Source organism: Caulobacter sp. Root655, assembly GCF_001427665.1.
Taxonomy (GTDB): domain Bacteria; phylum Pseudomonadota; class Alphaproteobacteria; order Caulobacterales; family Caulobacteraceae; genus Caulobacter.
The window spans coordinates 101,886-120,434 of record NZ_LMHC01000021.1; the positions used below are offsets into that span (position 1 = coordinate 101,886).

Here is an 18,549-nt window from a genome sequence, read left to right on the forward strand (position 1 = left end):
GCCGTCACCCTCGACGGTGACGCCGCCGCCGGCGTGGCCGAAGGCAAAATCAACAGCACGGGCGGGCTGAGCGGCGTCGGCTACACGGGCAGACGCCGCTGCTCCGTGTCATGCGCGCGTCACCTGCGGACGATAACGCCAGGAGGACAATTCACGCGCGACGACCGGTTGCGACTTGATCTAGCCTCCGGTTGAGCGACCCCGCGTTCGGTGGAGATAAGAACATGATCTGGATCAACGAATTCCACTACGACAACACCGGCGCGGACCTTGGCGAGTTCGTCGAGGTGGCGGGTCCGGCTGGAACCGACCTGACCGGCTATACGATCGTGCTCTACAACGGCTCAGGCGGCGCGCCCTACGCCACCCTGACGCTATCGGGGCTGATCCCCGACCAGTCGAACGGCTTCGGCGCGGTCTCGATCGCCTATCCGGCCGGCATCCAGAACGGCGCGCCCGACGGCCTGGCGCTGATCTCGCCGACCGGCACGGTGATCGAATTCCTCAGCTACGAGGGCGGGTTCGTCGCGGTCGGCGGTCCGGCCAACGGCTTGACCAGCGTCGATGTCGGGGTCATCGAACCCGGCACGGCGGCCGGCACCGCGATCGCCCGCGTCGGACTCGGCGACGCGGCCGCGGACTTCACCTGGGCGGTGGCTTCGGACGACACGCCTGGCGCCGTCAACGCCGGCCAGACCTTCGAGGGCGCGGTGATCGCCCCCAGCATCACGGTCGGCGACGTGGTTGTCACCGAGGGGGACGCTGGAACCCAGGTCGCCACCTTCACGATTACCCGCTCGGGGGGGCAGGGCGCCTTCACCATCGACTACGCCACTGTCGCCGGCACGGCGAGCGCGGGCGAGGATTTCGTCGCCACCTCGGGTGTTGTCAGTTTCGCGGCCGGCCAGACCACGGCCACGGTCGAGGTTCTGGTCAACGGCGACGCCACGTTCGAAGCCGACGAGGCCTTCCGCCTGGTGCTCAGCAATTCGACCGGCGGCGCGGGCCTGACCGACGCCGAGGGCGTGGCGACGATCGTCAACAACGATACGGCGCCGCCGATCCCGGCCGCGCGGCCGTGGATCAACGAGTTCCATTACGACAACGCCAGCACCGATACTGGCGAGTTCATCGAGATCGCCGGCCGGGCTGGAACCGACCTGACCGGTTACAGCATCGTGCTCTACAACGGTTCGAACGGTCAGGCCTATGACACCGACGTGCTGTCGGGCGTGATCGCTGACCTGGAGAACGGTTTCGGCGTCATAGGCCTGAACTATCCGCGCGACGGCCTGCAGAACGGCGCGCCCGACGCCATCGCCCTGGTCGATCCGACCGGCGCCGTGGTCGAGTTCATCAGTTACGAAGGCCCGCTGACGGCGGTCAACGGGCCGGCGGCGGGCATGACCAGCGTCGATGTCGGGGTCTCGGAGCCCGGCAACGCCAACGGCACCTCCATCGCCCGCGTCGGCGTCGGCGACGAAGGGGCGGACTTCACCTGGGCCCTGGCGACCGACGACACCCCCGGCGGCGCCAACGCCGGCCAGACGTTCGAGGGCGTGGGCGGCCCCGCCCGCGTCGCGATCGGCGACGTGAACGTGGCCGAGGGCGAGGCCGGCGCGCGCACCCTGACCTTCACCGTCACCCGCAGCGACAACGCCGGGGCCTTCAGCGTCGACTACGCCACCGCCGACGGCTCGGCCAACGCGGGGTCGGACTACGTCGCCGCGGCGGGCGCGTTGAGCTTCGCGGTCGGCGGCGACCTAACCCAGACAGTCTCGATCATCATCAACGGCGACACCGCTGTCGAGCCGGACGAGATCTTCAGCCTGACCCTGTCGAACCTGGTCAGCACCACTGGCGCGGCCAACCTCACCGACGCGGTCGGCCAGGGCAAGATCGTCAATGACGACGTCGCCGTGGTGCGGATCTTCGACATCCAGGGCGCCGGCCATACCTCCGCCTGGGCCGGGCAGGAGGTGTTCACCAAGGGGATCGTCACGGCGATCGACAAGGACAACAACGCCTTCTGGATCCAGGATGCGACGGGCGACGGCGACATAGGCACGTCCGACGCCGTCTATGTGTTCAACAACACCCTGCTGGCCGCCGACATCGTCGTGGGCGCCGAGGTGCAGGTGCGTGGCACGGTGGCCGAGTTCCGCTCGTCCAGCCGCACGACCGACCTGACCCTGACCGAGATCACCGCGCCGACCGTGACCGTGCTGTCCACGGGCAACGCCTTGCCGACCGCCGTTCGCATCGGCGACGTCAACGACCCGGCCACGCTCCAGCGCACGCCGGCCCTGCACAGCCTGGGCGACGACGAGACCTCCGGGACCTACGACCCGGTCAATGACGGCATCGATTTCTGGGAATCGCTGGAAGGCATGCGCGTGACGCTGGAGGACGTCCGCGTCGTCAGCCCCGAGCGCAGCAGCTTCGGCGAGATCTGGACCACCCCCAACGTCGGGACCAACGACTCCGCCAACGGCCGCGGCGGCCTGACGATCAGCGACGAGACCCCCGGCGCGGGCAACCCGGCCGACAAGGATTTCGACTTCAATCCCGAGCGCGTGCAGCTGGACGACGAGGCTGGTATCGCCACGCCGACCACCGTCACGGTCGGCGACCGCCTGGGCGACGTCACCGGCGTCGTGTCCTACACGGCCGGCAGCTACGAGGTGAACGCCACCGAGGCCTATACCCACACCGCCGGTGGGCTCGAGCGCGAAACCACCGCCATCGCGGCCAACCTCGACCGGGTGCGGATCGCCAACTTCAATGTCGAGAACCTGGCGCCGGTCGGCATGACCTTCTCGACCGGCGAGGTCTCGACCCAGGAGAAGTTCGACAAGCTGGCCGCCGCGATCATCAACAATCTCGGCGGGCCGGAAATCATCGCCCTGCAAGAGCTGCAGGACAACAACGGCATCCTCAACGACAGCACGGTCGACGCCAGCGTCACGATCACCCAGCTGCTCGACGCCATCGAGGCGGCGGGCGGACCGCGCTATCTGGCCATCGTCGCCAATCCGGTCGACGACCAGGACGGCGGCGCGCCGGGCGGCAATATCCGCGTCGCTTATCTCTACCGCGCCGACGCCGTGACCCCGACCGTCGCCAACGGGCTGAGCGGCGTCGAGGGCGACCGGATCCGCCTGTTCCCGACCGAGAACCGGATCGGCGCCGATCCCGACGGCGCTGGCCCGCTGACCGCCGATCCGGACTTCTCGGCCACTCGCAAGTCTCTGCCGATCGAATGGTCGCCGGCCGGCTACACCGAGACCCAGGGCGGCACCTTCTGGACGATCAACAACCACCTGTCGTCAAAGGGCGGCAGCGCGCCCCTGACCGGCGACCGCCTGGACCTGCCCGAATATGACGAACTGCTCGACTCGGGCGCCGTGAAGCGCGAGGGCCAGGCCATCGACATCAACGCCTTCGTCGACGCGGTTCTGGCCAACGCCAAGAGCAACGACGACAAGGTCATCGCCCTGGGCGACTTCAACGAGTTCCAGTTCTTCCCGGCCGTGCAACTTGTGACCGGGGCGATCGAGCGCCTGACCGCCGGTTCGGCGGGCAACCCCAGCACCTTCGTCACCGGCGAAGCGGTGATGAAGGCGCTGATCGAGTTGCTGCCCGAGGAAGAGCGCTACTCCTACGTCTTCGAGGGCAACAGTCAGGCTCTCGACCAGATCCTGGCGACCCTCAACCTGGTCGCCGACGCGCTCTACGACATCGTCCACATCAATTCCGAGTTCGCCGACCAGTTGTCGGATCACGATCCGTCGCTGGTTTCGGTGCTGTTGCCGCGCTCGGCGGCCCTGGCTACCGAGGGCACGGATGTGCTGGACGCAGCGGCCTATCTGGCCAAGTTCGGCGCGACGCGGGGTTCGCTGGACGGCGACGACACCATCGACGGCCTGGGCGGCAGCGATATCATCCGCGCCGGCGCCGGCAATGACCGGTTGATTGGCGGGGCGGGCGACGACCTGCTCGACGGCGGGCCGGGCGATGACCGGCTCGAGGGCGGCGAGGGCCGCGACACCGCCGACTATTCGGCCGCCAACGGCGTCACGGTCGACCTGGCCTTGACCGGCGTCCAGGCGACCGGGGCCGGATCCGACACCCTGGTCTCCATCGAGAACCTGACCGGCTCGACCGGCGATGACCGTTTGACCGGCGACGCGGGCGGCAACGTTCTGCGCGGCGCGGCCGGGGCCGACCTGCTGGCCGGCGGCCTGGGTGATGACCTCCTGGACGGCGGCGCGGGCGTCGACACCGTCAGCTTCGCGGCGGCCCTGGCCGGGGTCTCGGCCTGGCTGGCCACGGGCGTGGCGACGGGCGAGGGCGCTGATGCGCTGATCGCCGTCGAGAACCTGACCGGCTCAGCCTTCGCCGACAGTCTTTCAGGCGACGCGGGCGCCAACCTGCTGATCGGCGGGGCGGGCGACGACCGGCTCGACGGCGGCCTGGGCGACGACACCCTGGACGGCGGTGAGGGGATCGACACGGTCAGCTTCGCCACGGCGACGCGCGGCATCGACATCGACCTGCGGCTGACCACGCGACAGGCCACCGGCGCCGGTTCCGACCTGATCCTCGGCGTCGAGAACCTGGTCGGCTCCAGCCGCAACGACAGCCTGACCGGCACGGACGGCGCCAACCACCTGTCGGGCGGCGACGGTCTGGACCTCCTGCATGGCCAGGGCGGCGACGACCGCCTCGATGGCGGCGACGGCTGGGACTTGCTGGACGGCGGGGCGGGGAACGACATCCTGATCGGCGGAGCCGGGTGGGACGCGCTGTTCGGCGGTGACGGCGACGACCGGCTGGACGGCGGCGACGGGATCGACGCCCTGGCCGGCGGCGACGGCGACGACACCTATGTGATCGACGACCGCTTCGACACGGTGGTCGAGTGGTTCAGCGACGGGACCGACACGGTCGAATCCTCGATCACCCATTCGCTGGGCCTCAACCTCGAGAACCTGCGCCTGACCGGGACGGCGGCGATCGGCGGCACGGGCAACGCCCGCGCCAACCTGCTGGTCGGCAATACCGCCGCCAACGGGCTGAGCGGCGGCGCGGGTGACGACACCCTGATCGGCGAGGCCGGCGATGACGTGCTGAGCGGGGGAGGCGGTCGCGACGTTTTCGTGTTCCGCCCTGGTTTCGGCGACGACCGGGTCACCGATTTCCGCCAGGGCCAGGACACCCTGGATTGGTCGGCGATGTTGGATGCCGGCTACCACGCCAGCGCCGCTCGCCAGGGCAAGGACACCCTGGTCAGCTTCGAGGACGGCTCGTCGATCCTGCTGGCCGGGGTCAAGAGCTTCGACCTCGACGCGGCGACCGCCGAATGGGGCCATGTGGCGCGTCTGAACGCGTCGGAGGATTGGCTGCTCTAGGCCCGGCGGAAGCGGTCAACTCAGGGCGGCGCGCTCCAGCGTCGCCGCCCGAAGATCGGAAAAGGGGCTAGGCCGTCGCTTCGAGCACGAAGCCAGCCGCCTGGAAATCGCCTCTGAGGAGCGTTTTGAGGCCGTACTCCATCCAGAAGGCGCCGCTAGCCTGGGCGGGATTGGAAGAATCGTTCGCGCCGGCGATGACCCGCAGCCCGTAGGTCGTCTTGGGATCCAGGCCGCGAAGCTGGATCAGCGGCGGCGGCTGCAGCTTGCTGGCCGAGTGGACGAAGGCGAACAGCGCCGCCTGCTTGCGATCGGGCGATACGGACAGGGTGACCGAGCGCTCGGAGCCATCGCGCGGCGAGACCAGGCGATAGAGGTCGCCGCGCTGCACCGTGGCGCGGATCGTCTTGTACTCGGCGATCAGCCGCTTGGCCGCGGCGAAGTCCTCGTCCTTCCAGTGGTTGAGATTGGCGCCGATCCCCAGGCCGCCCTGCATCGAAACCAGGAAGCGGTATTCCAGCGAGGTGGTCCGCCGGTTGGCCCAACTGGGCGAATCAGTGACCCAGGCCATCATCACCGCAGGGGTGTAGGCGTGGGTGAAGCCATCCTGGATCGTGAGGCGGTCATAGGGATCGGTGTTGTCTGACGGCCAGACCTGGTCGGTCAGGGCCATGACACCCATGTCGACCCGACCACCGCCACCGGCGCAGGATTCGATCTCCAGCTTGGGGTGGCGTCGGCGCAGCTCGGCCAGGATCCAGTAGAGATTGCGGACCGCCGCCACATAGATCTTCTGCTCGTCGTCGGGTGATTGCTCCGACCAGCCGGGTTCGGACCAGTTGCGGTTGTGGTCCCATTTCAGGAAGGCGATGTCGTTCTGGCTGACCAGGTCGTCTAGCACCTTGAGCAGGTGATCACGCACATCCTTGCGCGCCAGGTTCAGCATCATCTGGTTGCGGCCCTCGGTGCGAGGCCGGGTCGGGAAGTTGATCACCCAGTCGGGATGGGCGCGGTAGAGGTCGCTGTCGGCATTGACCATCTCGGGCTCGACCCACAGGCCAAACTCCATGCCCAGGCCGCGGACCTTGTCGATCAAGGGTTTGAGGCCATTGGGGAACTTGGTGCGATTGACCGTCCAGTCGCCCAAGCCGGCCTTGTCGCTGTTGCGCGCGCCGAACCAGCCGTCGTCCATCACGAACCGCTCGACGCCGATCGTCGCCGCCTTCTCCGCCAGCGCGATCTGGCCAGGTTCGGTGACCGCGAACTCGGTGGCTTCCCAGGAATTGTAGAGCACCGGCCGTAACCGGGCCTTGGCGCCGCCCGGCAGGATGTTCTGGCGTTGGAAGCGGTGCATCAGGCGCGAGGCGCCGCCCATGCCCTGACCGGAATAACCGGCGTAGAGCACGGGTGATTCCAAGGTCTCGCCGGGCTGTAGCCGGTAGGCGAAGTCGTAGGGATTGTAGCCGCCGACGATGCGAACCTTGCCCATCGAGTCCGCGTCGATGGTGATCCGCCACGAGCCGCTCCAGGCCAGGGCGCCGAACCATACAGGGCCAAACTCCTCGTCAGAGGCGCCGGTGCGGTCGATCGCGAACCAGGGATTGTTCTGGTGGCCGGTCGAGCCGCGACGGCTCTCCAGGACGGTCGAGCCCGCGGTCACCGGCCGACTCTGCAGAGTCCACTCGCCCGCCCAGCGGCCTGTCAGATACTGCAGGCGGTAGTCGGTCTCGATCGGCAAGGTCAGGGCGCCGGCCGCGAATTGGTCGATCCGGACGGGCGTACGCGTGCGGTTCTCGACGACCGCCGAGCGGCCCAGAATGCCGGTCTCGCTGTCCATGACGTAGCGGAGTTCGACATAGAGTTCGCGCTCGATGTCCTTCAGGCGGACCGTGACGCCGGCGTCGGTCAGGCGGTGCGAGGCATATTTCAGCACCACGTCCCGGACGCCGTCGGGATAGGCCACTTTCAGCGCCGGTTCGACGAACATCCCACCGCCTTGAGCCGGGAATTCCTGCGGCGTGATCGACGTGGAGAGTTCGAAAGAGGAGTGGTCGGGGACGGCGGTGGCGGCAGCGAGCGCGTCGCCAGGCGCTAGCCGGCCGCCCCAGTAGAGCGCCTGTGCCTGTCCCTTCGCGTTGATACCGAAGGCATAGGTGACGTCGCCGCCATCCAGCCGGAAAACCTTGGTCTTCTCGTCATACAACCCTGCGGCGACGGCCTGACTCGTCCACCCGATCGCGCCGCTCAGAAGACCCAGGCACGCGAGTCTTCGATCCATCATGAGTGGTGGCATCGGCGTTTCCTCATCCTATTATTTATCTGATAAATGGATTTTTCGGCGAATTGTCAATTCGGGTTTGACCGAAAAGGGTCCGGTTCAGCGGGCGAGGGGGCCTGGCCTCGACCGATCGAGGCAAGCGTCGGCGGCGTTTCCTGGCCTAGACCATGCCTCGGGTCTGGCTCTCTGCCTGCTCGATCGAGGCCTCGACGAGAGCCTGCCCGGCGTTCTGGCGCGCGGTCGCCTCTCTGATAAGGCTCATGACATCAGCGATCAGCGCCCGCATGGCTTGGGCCGCCCCTTCGGGATCGCGGGCTATGATGGAGTCCACGATGGCCCTGTGCCCCGGCAGGCTGGCGTTGCGGCCTCGGTACCGGTTCGTGAACTGGATCGAGGTTTGCAGGGCGGTGGCCACGACGTCGCGGAACTGGGCGTAGAAGGGATTGCCCGAAGCTTCCAGGATCGCCACGTGAAAGGCGATATCCGAGATCAAGGGGTCGTCATGGCCCGCTTCGGCCGCTTCCATCCGCGCGTAGCCGTCTTGTATGAGCGCCAGGCCGTCCGCATCCCCGTATTGCGCGGCCAAGGCCGCCGCGCCCGGTTCTATTGTCAGGCGCAATTCGGTGAACTGCCGCAGGAGGGCGAGCGAGAACTTGCGCTCCAGGAGCCATCTCAGGACGTCCGTATCGAACCAATTCCAGCTGGTCGGCGGGGTAATGATCGTACCCTGGCGTGGCCGGGCGGTGAGCAGCCCCTTGGCGCCCAGCATCTTGACCGCCTCCCGCGTCACCGACCGGCTGACGCCGTGCTCCTTGGAGAGTTCGGCTTCGATCGGAAAGGGTCTTCCGTCATAGGCGCCCGTGACGATCATCCTGCCCAGGACGTCGAGCAGGCCATAGGTCAGGTTGCGACCCAAAGAGGTGCGGACGTCCGAAGGGTCGCTGGCGCTCATGAATCACTGCTGTCAAATTTGCCCGTCCGTCGCAACAGATAGTTGATCGCCGTTCGGCGCCCACGCGACTCGCTAAGCGGGTCTATGCGAGAACCCGACGACCCGAGTCGGCGGCCCGGGAGCGATAGGGTCCGCCTTCGCGGCAGCGTGCGGCCGTTTTATTTCGGAATGGGAACCGCCAGAACTTGTTCAGGAAAACGAAATTTTCCAGCAACGAGATAGCGCTAACATGTGGATTTCCTTATGGGTTCGGTTTGACCCTCCATCATTCTTATGATTTATCATCTTAATGCCGGCGAGGTCGGTAAAGAATGACGAGGCCGCCCGGCTTTAGCGCGGCGGCCCTCACACCAGGAGGGAATTATGACCCAGGCAACGACAGCTGGTCGGGGCCGCGCGTTCGCGCGTCGATTGATGATCAGCGCCGGTATGGGAGCGCTTGGCCTTTGCATGATCGCCTCCACGGCGAACGCTCAGGAGGCGCCCGCCAGCGACACCCCCGCCAGCGATACCGTCGAGGAGATTCTGGTCACGGGACTGCGCGCCAGCCTGAGCCGCGCCATCGACGTCAAGCGCAACGCCGCCGTGATCGTCGATTCCATCGCTTCGGAAGATCTGGGTAAGTTTCCAGACAGCAACGTCGCGGAGTCCCTGCAACGCATCACGGGGGTTTCGATCGACCGTAGCGGCGGAGAAGGGCGCTTCGTGACGGTCCGGGGCTTTGGTCCCTCATTCAACAATGTGCTGGTCAACGGCCGCACCCTGGCCACCGAGAACGCCGGCCGTCAGTTCAGCTTCGACCTTCTGGCCGCGGAGTTGATCTCGGGCGCGGACGTCTACAAGAGCAACAACGCCACGCTGCAGGAAGGTGGCATCGGCTCCACGATCAACGTCAAGACCGCGCGGCCTTTCGATATTCGTGGCAGCAAGGTCATCCTCAGCGCCAAGGCCAATTACGAGGATCTTTCGGAAAAGACCTCGCCCGACGCCTTCGCGCTGTTCTCCACCCGCCTGGCCGATGATCGCATCGGCGTTCTGGCCTCGTTGTCGTATCAAAAGCGCAAGGCGCTGATCAACACGGCCGCCACCAACGGCTACTATTCCACCACGGTGGGCTCGGGCGCGAGCGCCATCAACAATGCGCTCGTGCCCCAGAACTACGACCAGATTTCGGACCAGGAGGATCGCGAACGCATTGGTGTCACCGGCACGGTCCAGTTTCGGGCGACGGACGACCTGACCCTGACGGTCGATGGCCTCTACAACAAGTTCACCGTCGCCTCCCAGGCTAGCAGCATCGGCCACTGGTTCTCGCCGGCCGATATCAGTAACGCCGTCCTGGACGGTAACCGGACCGTGACCAGTTTCTCGCAAAACGCCAACGGCCACACCGACTACATCAGCCGCACCTTCAATCGACCGACCAAGTTGCGGTCCCTGGGCTTCAACGCCGATTGGAATCCCACCGACAAGATCAACGTGAAGTTCGACACGTCCTACTCCAAGGCGGCGTCGAACAACGGCGGCAACGAGATCTTCGCGGTGGTCGGTTTTCCCAATGCGGTTCAGTACAGCAATACCGGCGATGGCCTGCCTAGCCTGACGGCCGCGAAAGGCTTCACCGATCCGAGCGTCGGTCGCGCGCACTTCGCGACCCGCGAGGGCTCGAACGTTTCGGAGACGGTCTATGAGACGCGGTTGGATGGCGTGTTCAAGACCGACTACGAGGTCTTCACCGCCCTGCGCATGGGCGCCATCTACACGGACCGCACCAAGGACAACGCTTCGGTGCGGACCGACAACGACGTCGGCTGCTCCTATTGCGGCTACGGCATCGCCGTGCCGGCTGGACTGCTGAAGCCCTTCAACCCGAGTTCCTTCCTCGACGGCGAAAGCGGCGACTTCCCGCGCCAATGGCTCTCGTTCAACGCCGAGGACTATTTCAAATTCCTCGAGACCCCGGCGGCCGGGAACGCCCAGGACGTGGCGGCGGGGCGTCCGCTGGGTTCGACCGCGGCCTACATCGCCTCCAAGGGCGGCTTCGTGGGCCTGCCGCAACCCTCGGCCTATTCGGTCAAGGAGAAGATCTCGGGCGGCTATATCCAAGGTGACTTCGCGGCCGACATCGGCGGCTTGCCTTGGACCGCCACCTTGGGCGTCCGCTACGTCCATACCGAGCTGACGTCGCGCGGCGTCCAACAGACGTTGCTGGACGTCCTGCCGATCGCGGGCGACAGCACGTCCTACACGGCGGTCTATGCCGACGCCAATGCGCCGGTTTCCAAGACCACGACCTATAACGACTTCCTGCCCAGCCTGAACGTCAAGGTCGACCTCACGCCGGAACTGGTCGGTCGTTTCGCCGCCACCAAGACCCTGTCTCGCGCCAATCTCACCGATGTCGCGCCGCGTATCGCCTTTACCACCCTGCGACCTGGCAACCTCACGGCGTCAGGTGGCAACCCGGATCTGCGGCCGTTCAAGTCGACCAACTTCGACGCGTCGCTGGAGTGGTACTACCAGAAGGCCGGCTTCCTGACGGTCGGCACGTTCTACAAGCGCATCGACGACTTCATCCTCAACTCGTTGGCCACCGAGAACTTCACCATCGCCAACTCCGCCGGTCTCTATCCTGGCGGCATCCTGCCGGTGCAGGTCCTGCGGCCGCGCAACTCCCAGAGCGCGGACGTCTACGGCGTGGAGATCGGCTTCCAGCACACCTTCGATTACCTGCCCGCGCCGTTCGACGGTCTGGGGATCACCGCCAACGCAACCATCGTTGACAGCAAGGCCAATCAGACCGCGGCCGGGACGCCGTTCGTGCTGGAAGGCCTGGGTGACAGCCAGAACCTCGTGGGGTTCTACGCCAAGGGGCCGATCGAGGTGCGCGTGGCCTATAACCACCGTGACCGCTTCATCAGCACCGCATCCAACGGCACCGGCGGCGACCCCATCTACACCAAGGGGCAGGGGCAGATCGATCTGCAAGCGCGCTATGCGGTCTCCGAAAAGTTCTCGGTCTTCTTCGAGGGCTCCAATGTCGGCGACACAAAGACCCAGACCGTGGGCAAGTACGCCAACCAGTTCCTGAGCCACGTCGATACCGGGGCGCGTTATGCGGTGGGAGTACGGGCGCAGTTCTAGGGTCCGTCGCCGGCGTGTGAGCTATTTTCCTCCTGGGGCGGACCGAAAGGTCCGCCCCATTTCGCGACCATACTCAAGCGAACCTAAGTCGATGATTGAAGTATGGACCGCATGACGCGTTGAACCACAAGCCGATCGTCCACCTCGAGCGCGGCGCGCTGCACAGGTCCGGAGACGACGTCGTGCAAACAGCAACCGTCAAGCCCGTCGAGGATCTCCGGCTTCGCCGACGCGAACCGATCCTGGTGTGACTAGTCGGCTTGAGTGACGGACTGACAACATTCCGTCGCCTTCGCCGTCGCACGCTCGCATGAGGTTTTCGACCACCTGCTTGAGCAGCAATCAGGCAGGCGCATATGTGAACCCAATGGCTTCGATGATCTCAAGTCCGTCCATTGGAGCGGACGGTGAACGTCCGGATCCCGGCGAGGAGCCCAGGTCGGCGAACGGCGCTACGCAGACGCCGCCCCCACGAGAGGAGGAACGTCCAGGGCCTCGCGCAGGGCGGGCTGGCGGGAGCGGCTGACGGGCAGCGGCGCGCCCTCGCTCAGGTGCAGCCGCCAGCGGTCGCCGTCGCGCTCCAGGCGCTGCGCCTGGGCCAGGTTGGCGATCACCGACCGATGGACGCGCAGGAAGCTCGCCGGCAATTGGGTCGCCAGGCCGTCAAGGCGAGCGGCGTGCAGCAGGCTGCGGCCGCCGACCAGCCGCAGTTCGACATAGTCGTCGGCCCCCACCACGGCCAGGATCTCCGCGATCGGCACCAGTTCAACGCCTCGCGCCGAGGCCACGGTCAGGCGGTCAGGGCGGCTGGCGGCGCGGGTCAGGGCGGCCTCGCGGCCGCGGTCGTCGCGACCCAGCCGCACCACCTCGACCATCAGCAACGGCAGCACCAGGCCGGCGGCGAGCAGGAAGTAGGAGAGGTCGGCCAGCCATTCGGGGAATCCTAGGGCCAGCGCGAGAAACAGCGCCAGATAGGCCAGGGTCAGCCGCGCGCCGGGGCGCTTGTCGCGCACGCCGGCCGCGGCGGGGAGGGCGGCCAGCGCCACCCCCAGGATCAGCGCCCAGACCGTCTTCACGTCGAAGCCTGGAAGCAGGGCCGTGGCTCCGACCGCGCCCAGGGCCACGCCGATCATCAGGCGGCTCGCCTTGGGCAGGAACCGGGTGGCGACATAGCTTACCAGCAGGACCGCGAAGGCGGCCGCCAGCAGCCAGATGGCGCTCATCCGCCAGGCGTGCAGCGGATAGGGGTAGTCGAACAGCGACCGCAGGGTCTCGACGATGGCTTGCAGGGCCGCGACCCCGGCCATGGCGGCCAGGACCAGGCTGGACCCCGTGCGGCGCATGGCGTGGATGACGCCGAAGCCGAACGCCGCCGCCAGCAGGGCGCCCGCCGCCACGAAGGTGACGGCCAGCAGCGCGGTGCGCGACGGATAGGGATAGGGCAGGACGAGCATCGCGCTCATCGGGCGGGCGAAACGCAGGCCGCCATGGAAGGACGACAGGTGCAGCACCAGCACGTTCCCATCGGGCCGCCAGGCGGTCTCGCGGATCGGAAGGATCGCCTGGTAGCGCCCAGGGAGCTCTTCCCGCGCCGTGGCGCCGGGGTGGCCGTTGACGCCCAGGCGCTGACCGTTGAGCCAGGCCTCCGACGCGGCGACACCCGCTACATAGAGGGCGTGCGGCCGGGTGTCGCCCAAAGCGCCATTGGGGGCGTCGATCGTGGAACGGATCCACAGCTCCCGGCCCTGGGGATCAACGAAATCCCGGATCGGGCGGCAGTCGCTGAGCACAGGACCGTCCGGGCCGACCGCGCCGTGGCAGGCCTGCCATGGTGTATCCTGGGCTCGGGCCAGGGTCGTAAGGCCGGTCAGGAGCAGGCCGAGAAGCAAGATTCGCCACATGGGGTCACCCTATAAGGCGCCGCTCGCCGAGATGCGCCGCCATTCGCCGATGACCAAGCGCCATTGACCGAAGCGGCGTGGCGGACGGCGCCGCGAACGGCTCAGCTGTCGGCATGACCCACACATCGCTTCATCGCCGCGCCGTGCTCGTCGCCGCCGGCCTCGCCTTTCCGGCCCTGGCGCTCGCCCAGCCCGCCGCTCCCCGGGCTCCCGCGCCGACGACGTCTCCGCCGCAGGCCGGCCCGTTCCGCTTCAAGGGCTGGCAGGGCCAGGACACTGACGCCGAGCGGGGTTTCTTCGAGGTCCCGGAGGATCGCCGCGATCCCAAATCGCGGAAGATCCGGCTGAGCTATGTCCGGTTCGCCTCGACGGCGGCCAAGCCCGGTCCGCCGATCGTCTACCTGGCCGGCGGACCAGGCGGCATGGCGACGAGGGCGGCGGGCGGACCGCGCTTTCCGATCTTCATGGCCCTGCGCGAGGTGGCCGACGTCATCGCCTTCGACCAACGGGGCACGGGCCTGTCCAACGCCATCCCGGGGCGGCCGGCCTCGACGCGCCCGCCGCCCGAGTTCACGGAAGCCGGGCTGACCTCCTATTTCCGCGAGGATTTCCAGGAGGCCTGGGCCGACTGGACCAAGGCCGGCGTGGCCATGACCGGCTACAACACCGAACAGAACGCCGACGACATCGACGACCTGCGACGTCATCTGGGCGCGGAAAAGGTCGACCTCTGGGGTATCAGCTACGGTACGCATCTGGCGCTCAGCATGCTCAAGCGGCACGGCGACCGGGTGAACCGCGTGGCCCTGGCCAGCCTGGAGGGCCAGGATCAGACGGTGAAGCGGCCGGCGGCGATCGACGCTCTTCTGCGCCAGGTCGACGGCCTGCTGGACGCCGACCCCGTCGTCCGCGCGGCGATCCCCGACCTGCCGGCCTTGATGCGGCGGGTGCACGCCAAGATGGAGGCGGCGCCGGTGAGGATGGCCGCGACGCTGAACGGCGCGCCGGTCGAGCTACGGGTGGGCGGCTTCGCCATTCAACTCATGGCGGGTGGGCTGATCGCCAATCCGCAGACCCTGGTCATGCTGCCGGGACTCTATCTGGGGCTCGACGCCGGTCGGACGGAGGTTCTGGCCCCTTTCGCGAACGAATTCGCGAACCTTCTCGGCATCGCCGGCATGCCCGAGGCCACGGATCTGGCGTCGGGAATCTCGCCGGCCCGGCTGGCCTTGGTGCGACGCGAAGCCAAGACCGCCGTGCTGGGCGAGGCGCTGAACTTCCCGATGCCGCAGCTGCTGGGCGCGGTCCCGGGCGTCGACCTGGGCGAAGGTTTCCGCGCGGCGTTCCGCATCGACCATCCCGCCCTGCTGGTCGCCGGTACGCTGGACGGCCGCACGCCCATGCCCGAACAGGATGAAGTGGCGGCGCAGTTCCAGCGCAAGTCCCGGGTGATCGTCGAGAACGCCGGCCACAACGTCTTCGAGGCCCATCCGGACGTGCAGGCTTTGCTGGTGCGGTTCTTCCGCGGCGAGGCCGTGGCCGACACCCGGCTGAGCCTGCCGCCGCCGAAGTTCCGGGTGGCGTGATCGGGCGGCCGGCGACGAGGAGACCCGACGTTACGCCTTGAAACTCCCCGTGGCGCCGCTTTCATGGCCTCGTGGCCGATGATCCGGCCGGCCTCGATGTCTGCGAGTCCCTCGTATCGCTGACCGCGATCGCCGCGACCCAGGAGGTCACGGCGATCGACAGAGCTACCCAAAAAGCGGCGCTGGACCCCGGCCGCCACCGTTCCAGGTCGACCAGTTCGGGAAGACATAGGGCATGTCGGTCGCGCTGACGCCGTACCACTGGGCAATGGCGCCGATATATTCCTCGATCGCGATGGACGGTATCCAGCGGCCGTCGGTGTAGGCGTCGTCGGGACCGCCGAACGCCATGTCCGGATAGGCGCCATGCACCTTGCGCGAGGCCAGGGCGGCGCCCAGCACCAGGTGGTTGGAGCCCCAGGCGTGATCGGTGCCGTTGTTGCTGTTGGCTTTGAACACGCGGCCGAAGTCCGACATCGTGAAGGCGGTCACGTTGTTGGCCAGGCCCAGGGCCTTCATGGCGTTGTAGAAGCCGGCCAGGGCCAGGGCCAGATCGGCGTAGAGCGTGTTGTGGGTCGACGGTTGGCTGGTGTGGGTGTCGTAGCCGCCCTGGCTGACGAAGAAGGTCTGCTTGGCGTGGCCAAGGGTCCCTCGGGCCTCGATCATGCGCGCCGCCCGTAACAGCTGCTTGGAGATGTCGCTGGTCAGGGCGGCGCCGGTCGTCGGGTTCTTGAAATACGGGTCTACGACCGAGCTGGCGGCGGCGATGACGGTGTTGGCCGCCACCGCCTGGGCGTAGGCGGACGACATGCCTCGGCTGGTCAGATCGGTGACGGCTCCGAACGACGAGGCGTCCGAGAAGGTGTCGAGCGCGGCCTGGCGGGCCATTGTCGTCGGGTCGGCGCTGGCGGCGTTGTAGCCGTAGCGGACCATCGTGCCAGTCGACGGCAGGACCAGTGGCGAGGTCTGAGCGCCGATCAGCGCCAGTTGGGAGCCGGCGACGGAGATCAGCGGCGGGACGTCGGTCTTGGCGGACTTGTCGAGGATGCGCCCCATGAAGCCGTCGTGGTTGACCTCGCGCAGGCGAAGGCCCTGCCATTGGTTTTGCTGATCTTCATGCGACATCAGGCTCAGCGGACGCAGGTCGGGCCGGCTCTGGTAGAGGCTCTTGGTCAGGGGTTGGTACAGCGTGCCCGTGTTGAGCACGGCGCTCAGCGCACCCTCGTCCCAGGCTGTCTTCAGCGGCGCGAAGGCCGGGTGCAGGGCGAAGGCCGTGCCGGTCAGCGGCACCAACGTCTCCTGCTTGAGGGCGATCGCTCCGCGCTGGGTCGCGTAGGTGGCGTACCGGCTGTCGTTGGGTACGACCATGTTCCAGGCGTCATTGCCGCCGAACAGGAAGACGCCGACCATGGCGCGGTAAGAGGATGTGTCCGCCAGGGCGGCCGATCGGCCAAACTGCGCCAGGGCGGCCGTGGCGGAGGCGCCGGCGAGCAGCCGGCCGAAGTCACGACGAGAAAAGGGCATGTTGAAACTCACCGATCGACTTGGAATTGCGGGGACGAGGCGACGATGTAGAGCGCGGTCTGGGCTCGCTTGTGGGCCTGCTGAACAGGGTCGGCGCTCTTGACCGCGGTGATGGCCGAGGTGAGGGAACCTCGCTGGGCCGAGGTCATCGTGCCGTTGAGGAACACCAGGTCCACGCGGTCGATCAGCTTGTCGGTGTCGGCGGCCAGCGTTTCCCAGTCCGCCCACGCCAGCTGGGTGCCCGTCGCGTTCTCCATGTCGGCATGGGACTGGAATTCGGAGCGGGTCTGCTCGCCGTACATGGTCCAGTCCCAGACCAGATTGTGGCGCGCCATCGTCGTCGACGTCGCCATCAGCTTGCTGACCGGGCTGACCTGTCCGTCACCCAGCGGCAGCGGGAAGTCGTAGGGATAGAAGTTGAAAACGGACGGCGCCCGGAAGGGCATCTGGCCCAGTACGGCGTCGCGGTAGTAGAACGCGAAGCCGTCGGACTTGAAGCCCATGCCGCGACCCAGGCTGGTGAGCATCAGCACCGGTTCCTTGACCTTGCCGGGCGTGGCGGCGGAGCCGCGCGCCTCCACGTCGGTGAGGATGGCCTTGATCACGGCTTTCATGTCGCCGCGGACTCCGGCGCCGTTGTTGGCGAACACCGTCGACACCCGACGGACATAGGCTGGCGACGGATTGGCGATCACCAGTTGCTGGATGAGACGCTTGGAGATGAACGGCGCGGTGTTGGGGTGGTTGAATACCGCGTCCACGACGGCGTCGACGTTTTGCTGCTGGGTGGCGCCGTCGGGCACGGTCTTGCCCAGGAAGGTCTTGGCGCCGGTGTCGAACCGCGCGGGGACGGCGACCATGGACGCCGAGAAGTCGAGCTTCTTGCTATCGGTCGCCGTGGCGCCGCTGAAGCGGGCGAAGGTCCAGCCGCTCAGGGCGCGCGCCACGTCCTTGACCTCCGCGCCGGTGTAGGTGGCGATCACCGCATTGTCGGCGCCGAGTTTCGGGGTGCCGTCTTGGTACAGCAGAACCGTGCCGATCGAAAACAGCTGCATCAGTTCGCGGGCGTAGTTCTCGTTTGGCGAACTCTTGTTGCTGTCGGCCATGTCCAGATACGCGCCCATGAACGGGTTCAGGGTCGTCTGGGCCAGGATGTCGCGATAGTTGCCGAAGGCGTTGCTCAGCAGGATCTGGTTGAACGTCGCCAAGCCCGCCGTGGTGTGGACCTGGAGGTCGGACGCCACGACGATCTGCGACAGGGCGAAGGCCACCCGTTGGCGCAGCTGGTCGTCGTTGTTCACGGCGTTGGAATAGAAACGCATGGCCATGGGCATGGCGCTGAAGTTGTCGCGGCTGCAGTTGCTGAGCGCCGTGCCGGTCAGGCCGCTGGTGCTGCAGAAGTCCATCGCCACGGGTTTGGCCGCTATGTCGGCATAGGTGCTGTTGCTCAGCGTGAACTGTTCGTCGATCCAGGCCGAAGCGCTCTTGAGGGCGACGATGCGGTCGATCAGCGCGGGCGTGGGGCCGAACGAGGCCTGCTTGGCCAGGCGCGAGGCTTCCTCGGCGGTGATGACCGAGGGCAAGGTCACGGCTTGGACCGAGGCGCCGCTGGCGCCGCTGGACGACGCGCCGCCGCTGCTTTCACCTCCGCCGCCGCCTCCACCGCCGCAGGCGGTGAGAAACAGGGTCAGGGATAGGCCCGCTTTGGAGGCGAACGAGTTGATACGCATGCACAATTCTCCGATCACGCTCT

General features: G+C 67.1%; 8 protein-coding genes. 3 read left to right on the top strand and 5 right to left on the bottom strand.

Annotation, left to right across the window (positions count from 1 at the left end; all coding sequences use genetic code 11):
- Nucleotides 1-224 precede the first annotated feature (224 nt).
- The gene (locus ASD79_RS12065) at nucleotides 225-5,414 is read left to right on the top strand and encodes a Calx-beta domain-containing protein (protein ID WP_056721907.1); all 5,190 of its coding nucleotides are present in this window, start codon (nucleotides 225-227) and stop codon (nucleotides 5,412-5,414) included.
- 67 nt (nucleotides 5,415-5,481) lie between these two features.
- On the opposite strand, the gene ASD79_RS12070 is transcribed toward ASD79_RS12065, so the two are convergent.
- Together ASD79_RS12070 and ASD79_RS12075 are read right to left on the bottom strand one after the other, a co-directional pair.
- Complete coding sequence (locus ASD79_RS12070) at nucleotides 5,482-7,704, bottom strand: alpha-galactosidase (protein ID WP_082584900.1); 2,223 nt, start codon at nucleotides 7,702-7,704, stop codon at nucleotides 5,482-5,484.
- 145 nt (nucleotides 7,705-7,849) lie between these two features.
- Nucleotides 7,850-8,641 carry a FadR/GntR family transcriptional regulator gene (locus ASD79_RS12075; protein ID WP_056721912.1) on the bottom strand — a complete coding sequence of 264 codons (792 nt, stop codon included), beginning with the start codon at nucleotides 8,639-8,641 and terminating at the stop codon, nucleotides 7,850-7,852.
- A 450-nt stretch (nucleotides 8,642-9,091) separates the two neighbouring features.
- Between ASD79_RS12075 and ASD79_RS12080 the strand changes: the two genes are divergently transcribed.
- On the top strand, nucleotides 9,092-11,785 hold the full coding sequence (locus tag ASD79_RS12080; protein ID WP_235524433.1) for a TonB-dependent receptor: 2,694 nt from the start codon (nucleotides 9,092-9,094) through the stop codon (nucleotides 11,783-11,785).
- A 452-nt stretch (nucleotides 11,786-12,237) separates the two neighbouring features.
- Here the strand turns inward: ASD79_RS12080 and ASD79_RS12085 are convergent, their stop codons facing one another.
- A complete protein-coding gene (locus ASD79_RS12085; RefSeq protein ID WP_056721917.1) occupies nucleotides 12,238-13,686 on the bottom strand; it encodes a LytTR family DNA-binding domain-containing protein in 1,449 nt (482 codons plus the stop codon).
- 77 nt (nucleotides 13,687-13,763) lie between these two features.
- Between ASD79_RS12085 and ASD79_RS12090 the strand changes: the two genes are divergently transcribed.
- Nucleotides 13,764-15,272, top strand: coding sequence for an alpha/beta hydrolase (locus ASD79_RS12090; protein WP_156400479.1), 1,509 nt, complete (start codon nucleotides 13,764-13,766; stop codon nucleotides 15,270-15,272).
- Nucleotides 15,273-15,437: 165 nt separating this feature from the next.
- Here the strand turns inward: ASD79_RS12090 and ASD79_RS12095 are convergent, their stop codons facing one another.
- Both ASD79_RS12095 and ASD79_RS12100 read right to left on the bottom strand, forming a co-directional pair.
- Nucleotides 15,438-16,796: a DUF1501 domain-containing protein gene (locus ASD79_RS12095; protein ID WP_156400480.1), complete on the bottom strand. Its 1,359-nt coding sequence runs from the start codon at nucleotides 16,794-16,796 to the stop codon at nucleotides 15,438-15,440.
- 8 nt (nucleotides 16,797-16,804) lie between these two features.
- Nucleotides 16,805-18,526, bottom strand: a complete 1,722-nt coding sequence (locus ASD79_RS12100; RefSeq protein ID WP_056721924.1) for a DUF1800 family protein — start codon at nucleotides 18,524-18,526, stop codon at nucleotides 16,805-16,807.
- Nucleotides 18,527-18,549 lie beyond the last annotated feature (23 nt).

Coding starts and splice junctions, on each gene's coding strand:
- ASD79_RS12070 (WP_082584900.1), bottom strand. CDS start 7,704: ATGCCACCACTCATGATGGATCGAAGACTCGCGTGCCTGGGTCTTCTG.
- ASD79_RS12095 (WP_156400480.1), bottom strand. CDS start 16,796: ATGCCCTTTTCTCGTCGTGACTTCGGCCGGCTGCTCGCCGGCGCCTCC.
- ASD79_RS12065 (WP_056721907.1), top strand. CDS start 225: ATGATCTGGATCAACGAATTCCACTACGACAACACCGGCGCGGACCTT.
- ASD79_RS12080 (WP_235524433.1), top strand. CDS start 9,092: ATGATCGCCTCCACGGCGAACGCTCAGGAGGCGCCCGCCAGCGACACC.
- ASD79_RS12085 (WP_056721917.1), bottom strand. CDS start 13,686: ATGTGGCGAATCTTGCTTCTCGGCCTGCTCCTGACCGGCCTTACGACC.
- ASD79_RS12075 (WP_056721912.1), bottom strand. CDS start 8,641: ATGAGCGCCAGCGACCCTTCGGACGTCCGCACCTCTTTGGGTCGCAAC.
- ASD79_RS12100 (WP_056721924.1), bottom strand. CDS start 18,526: ATGCGTATCAACTCGTTCGCCTCCAAAGCGGGCCTATCCCTGACCCTG.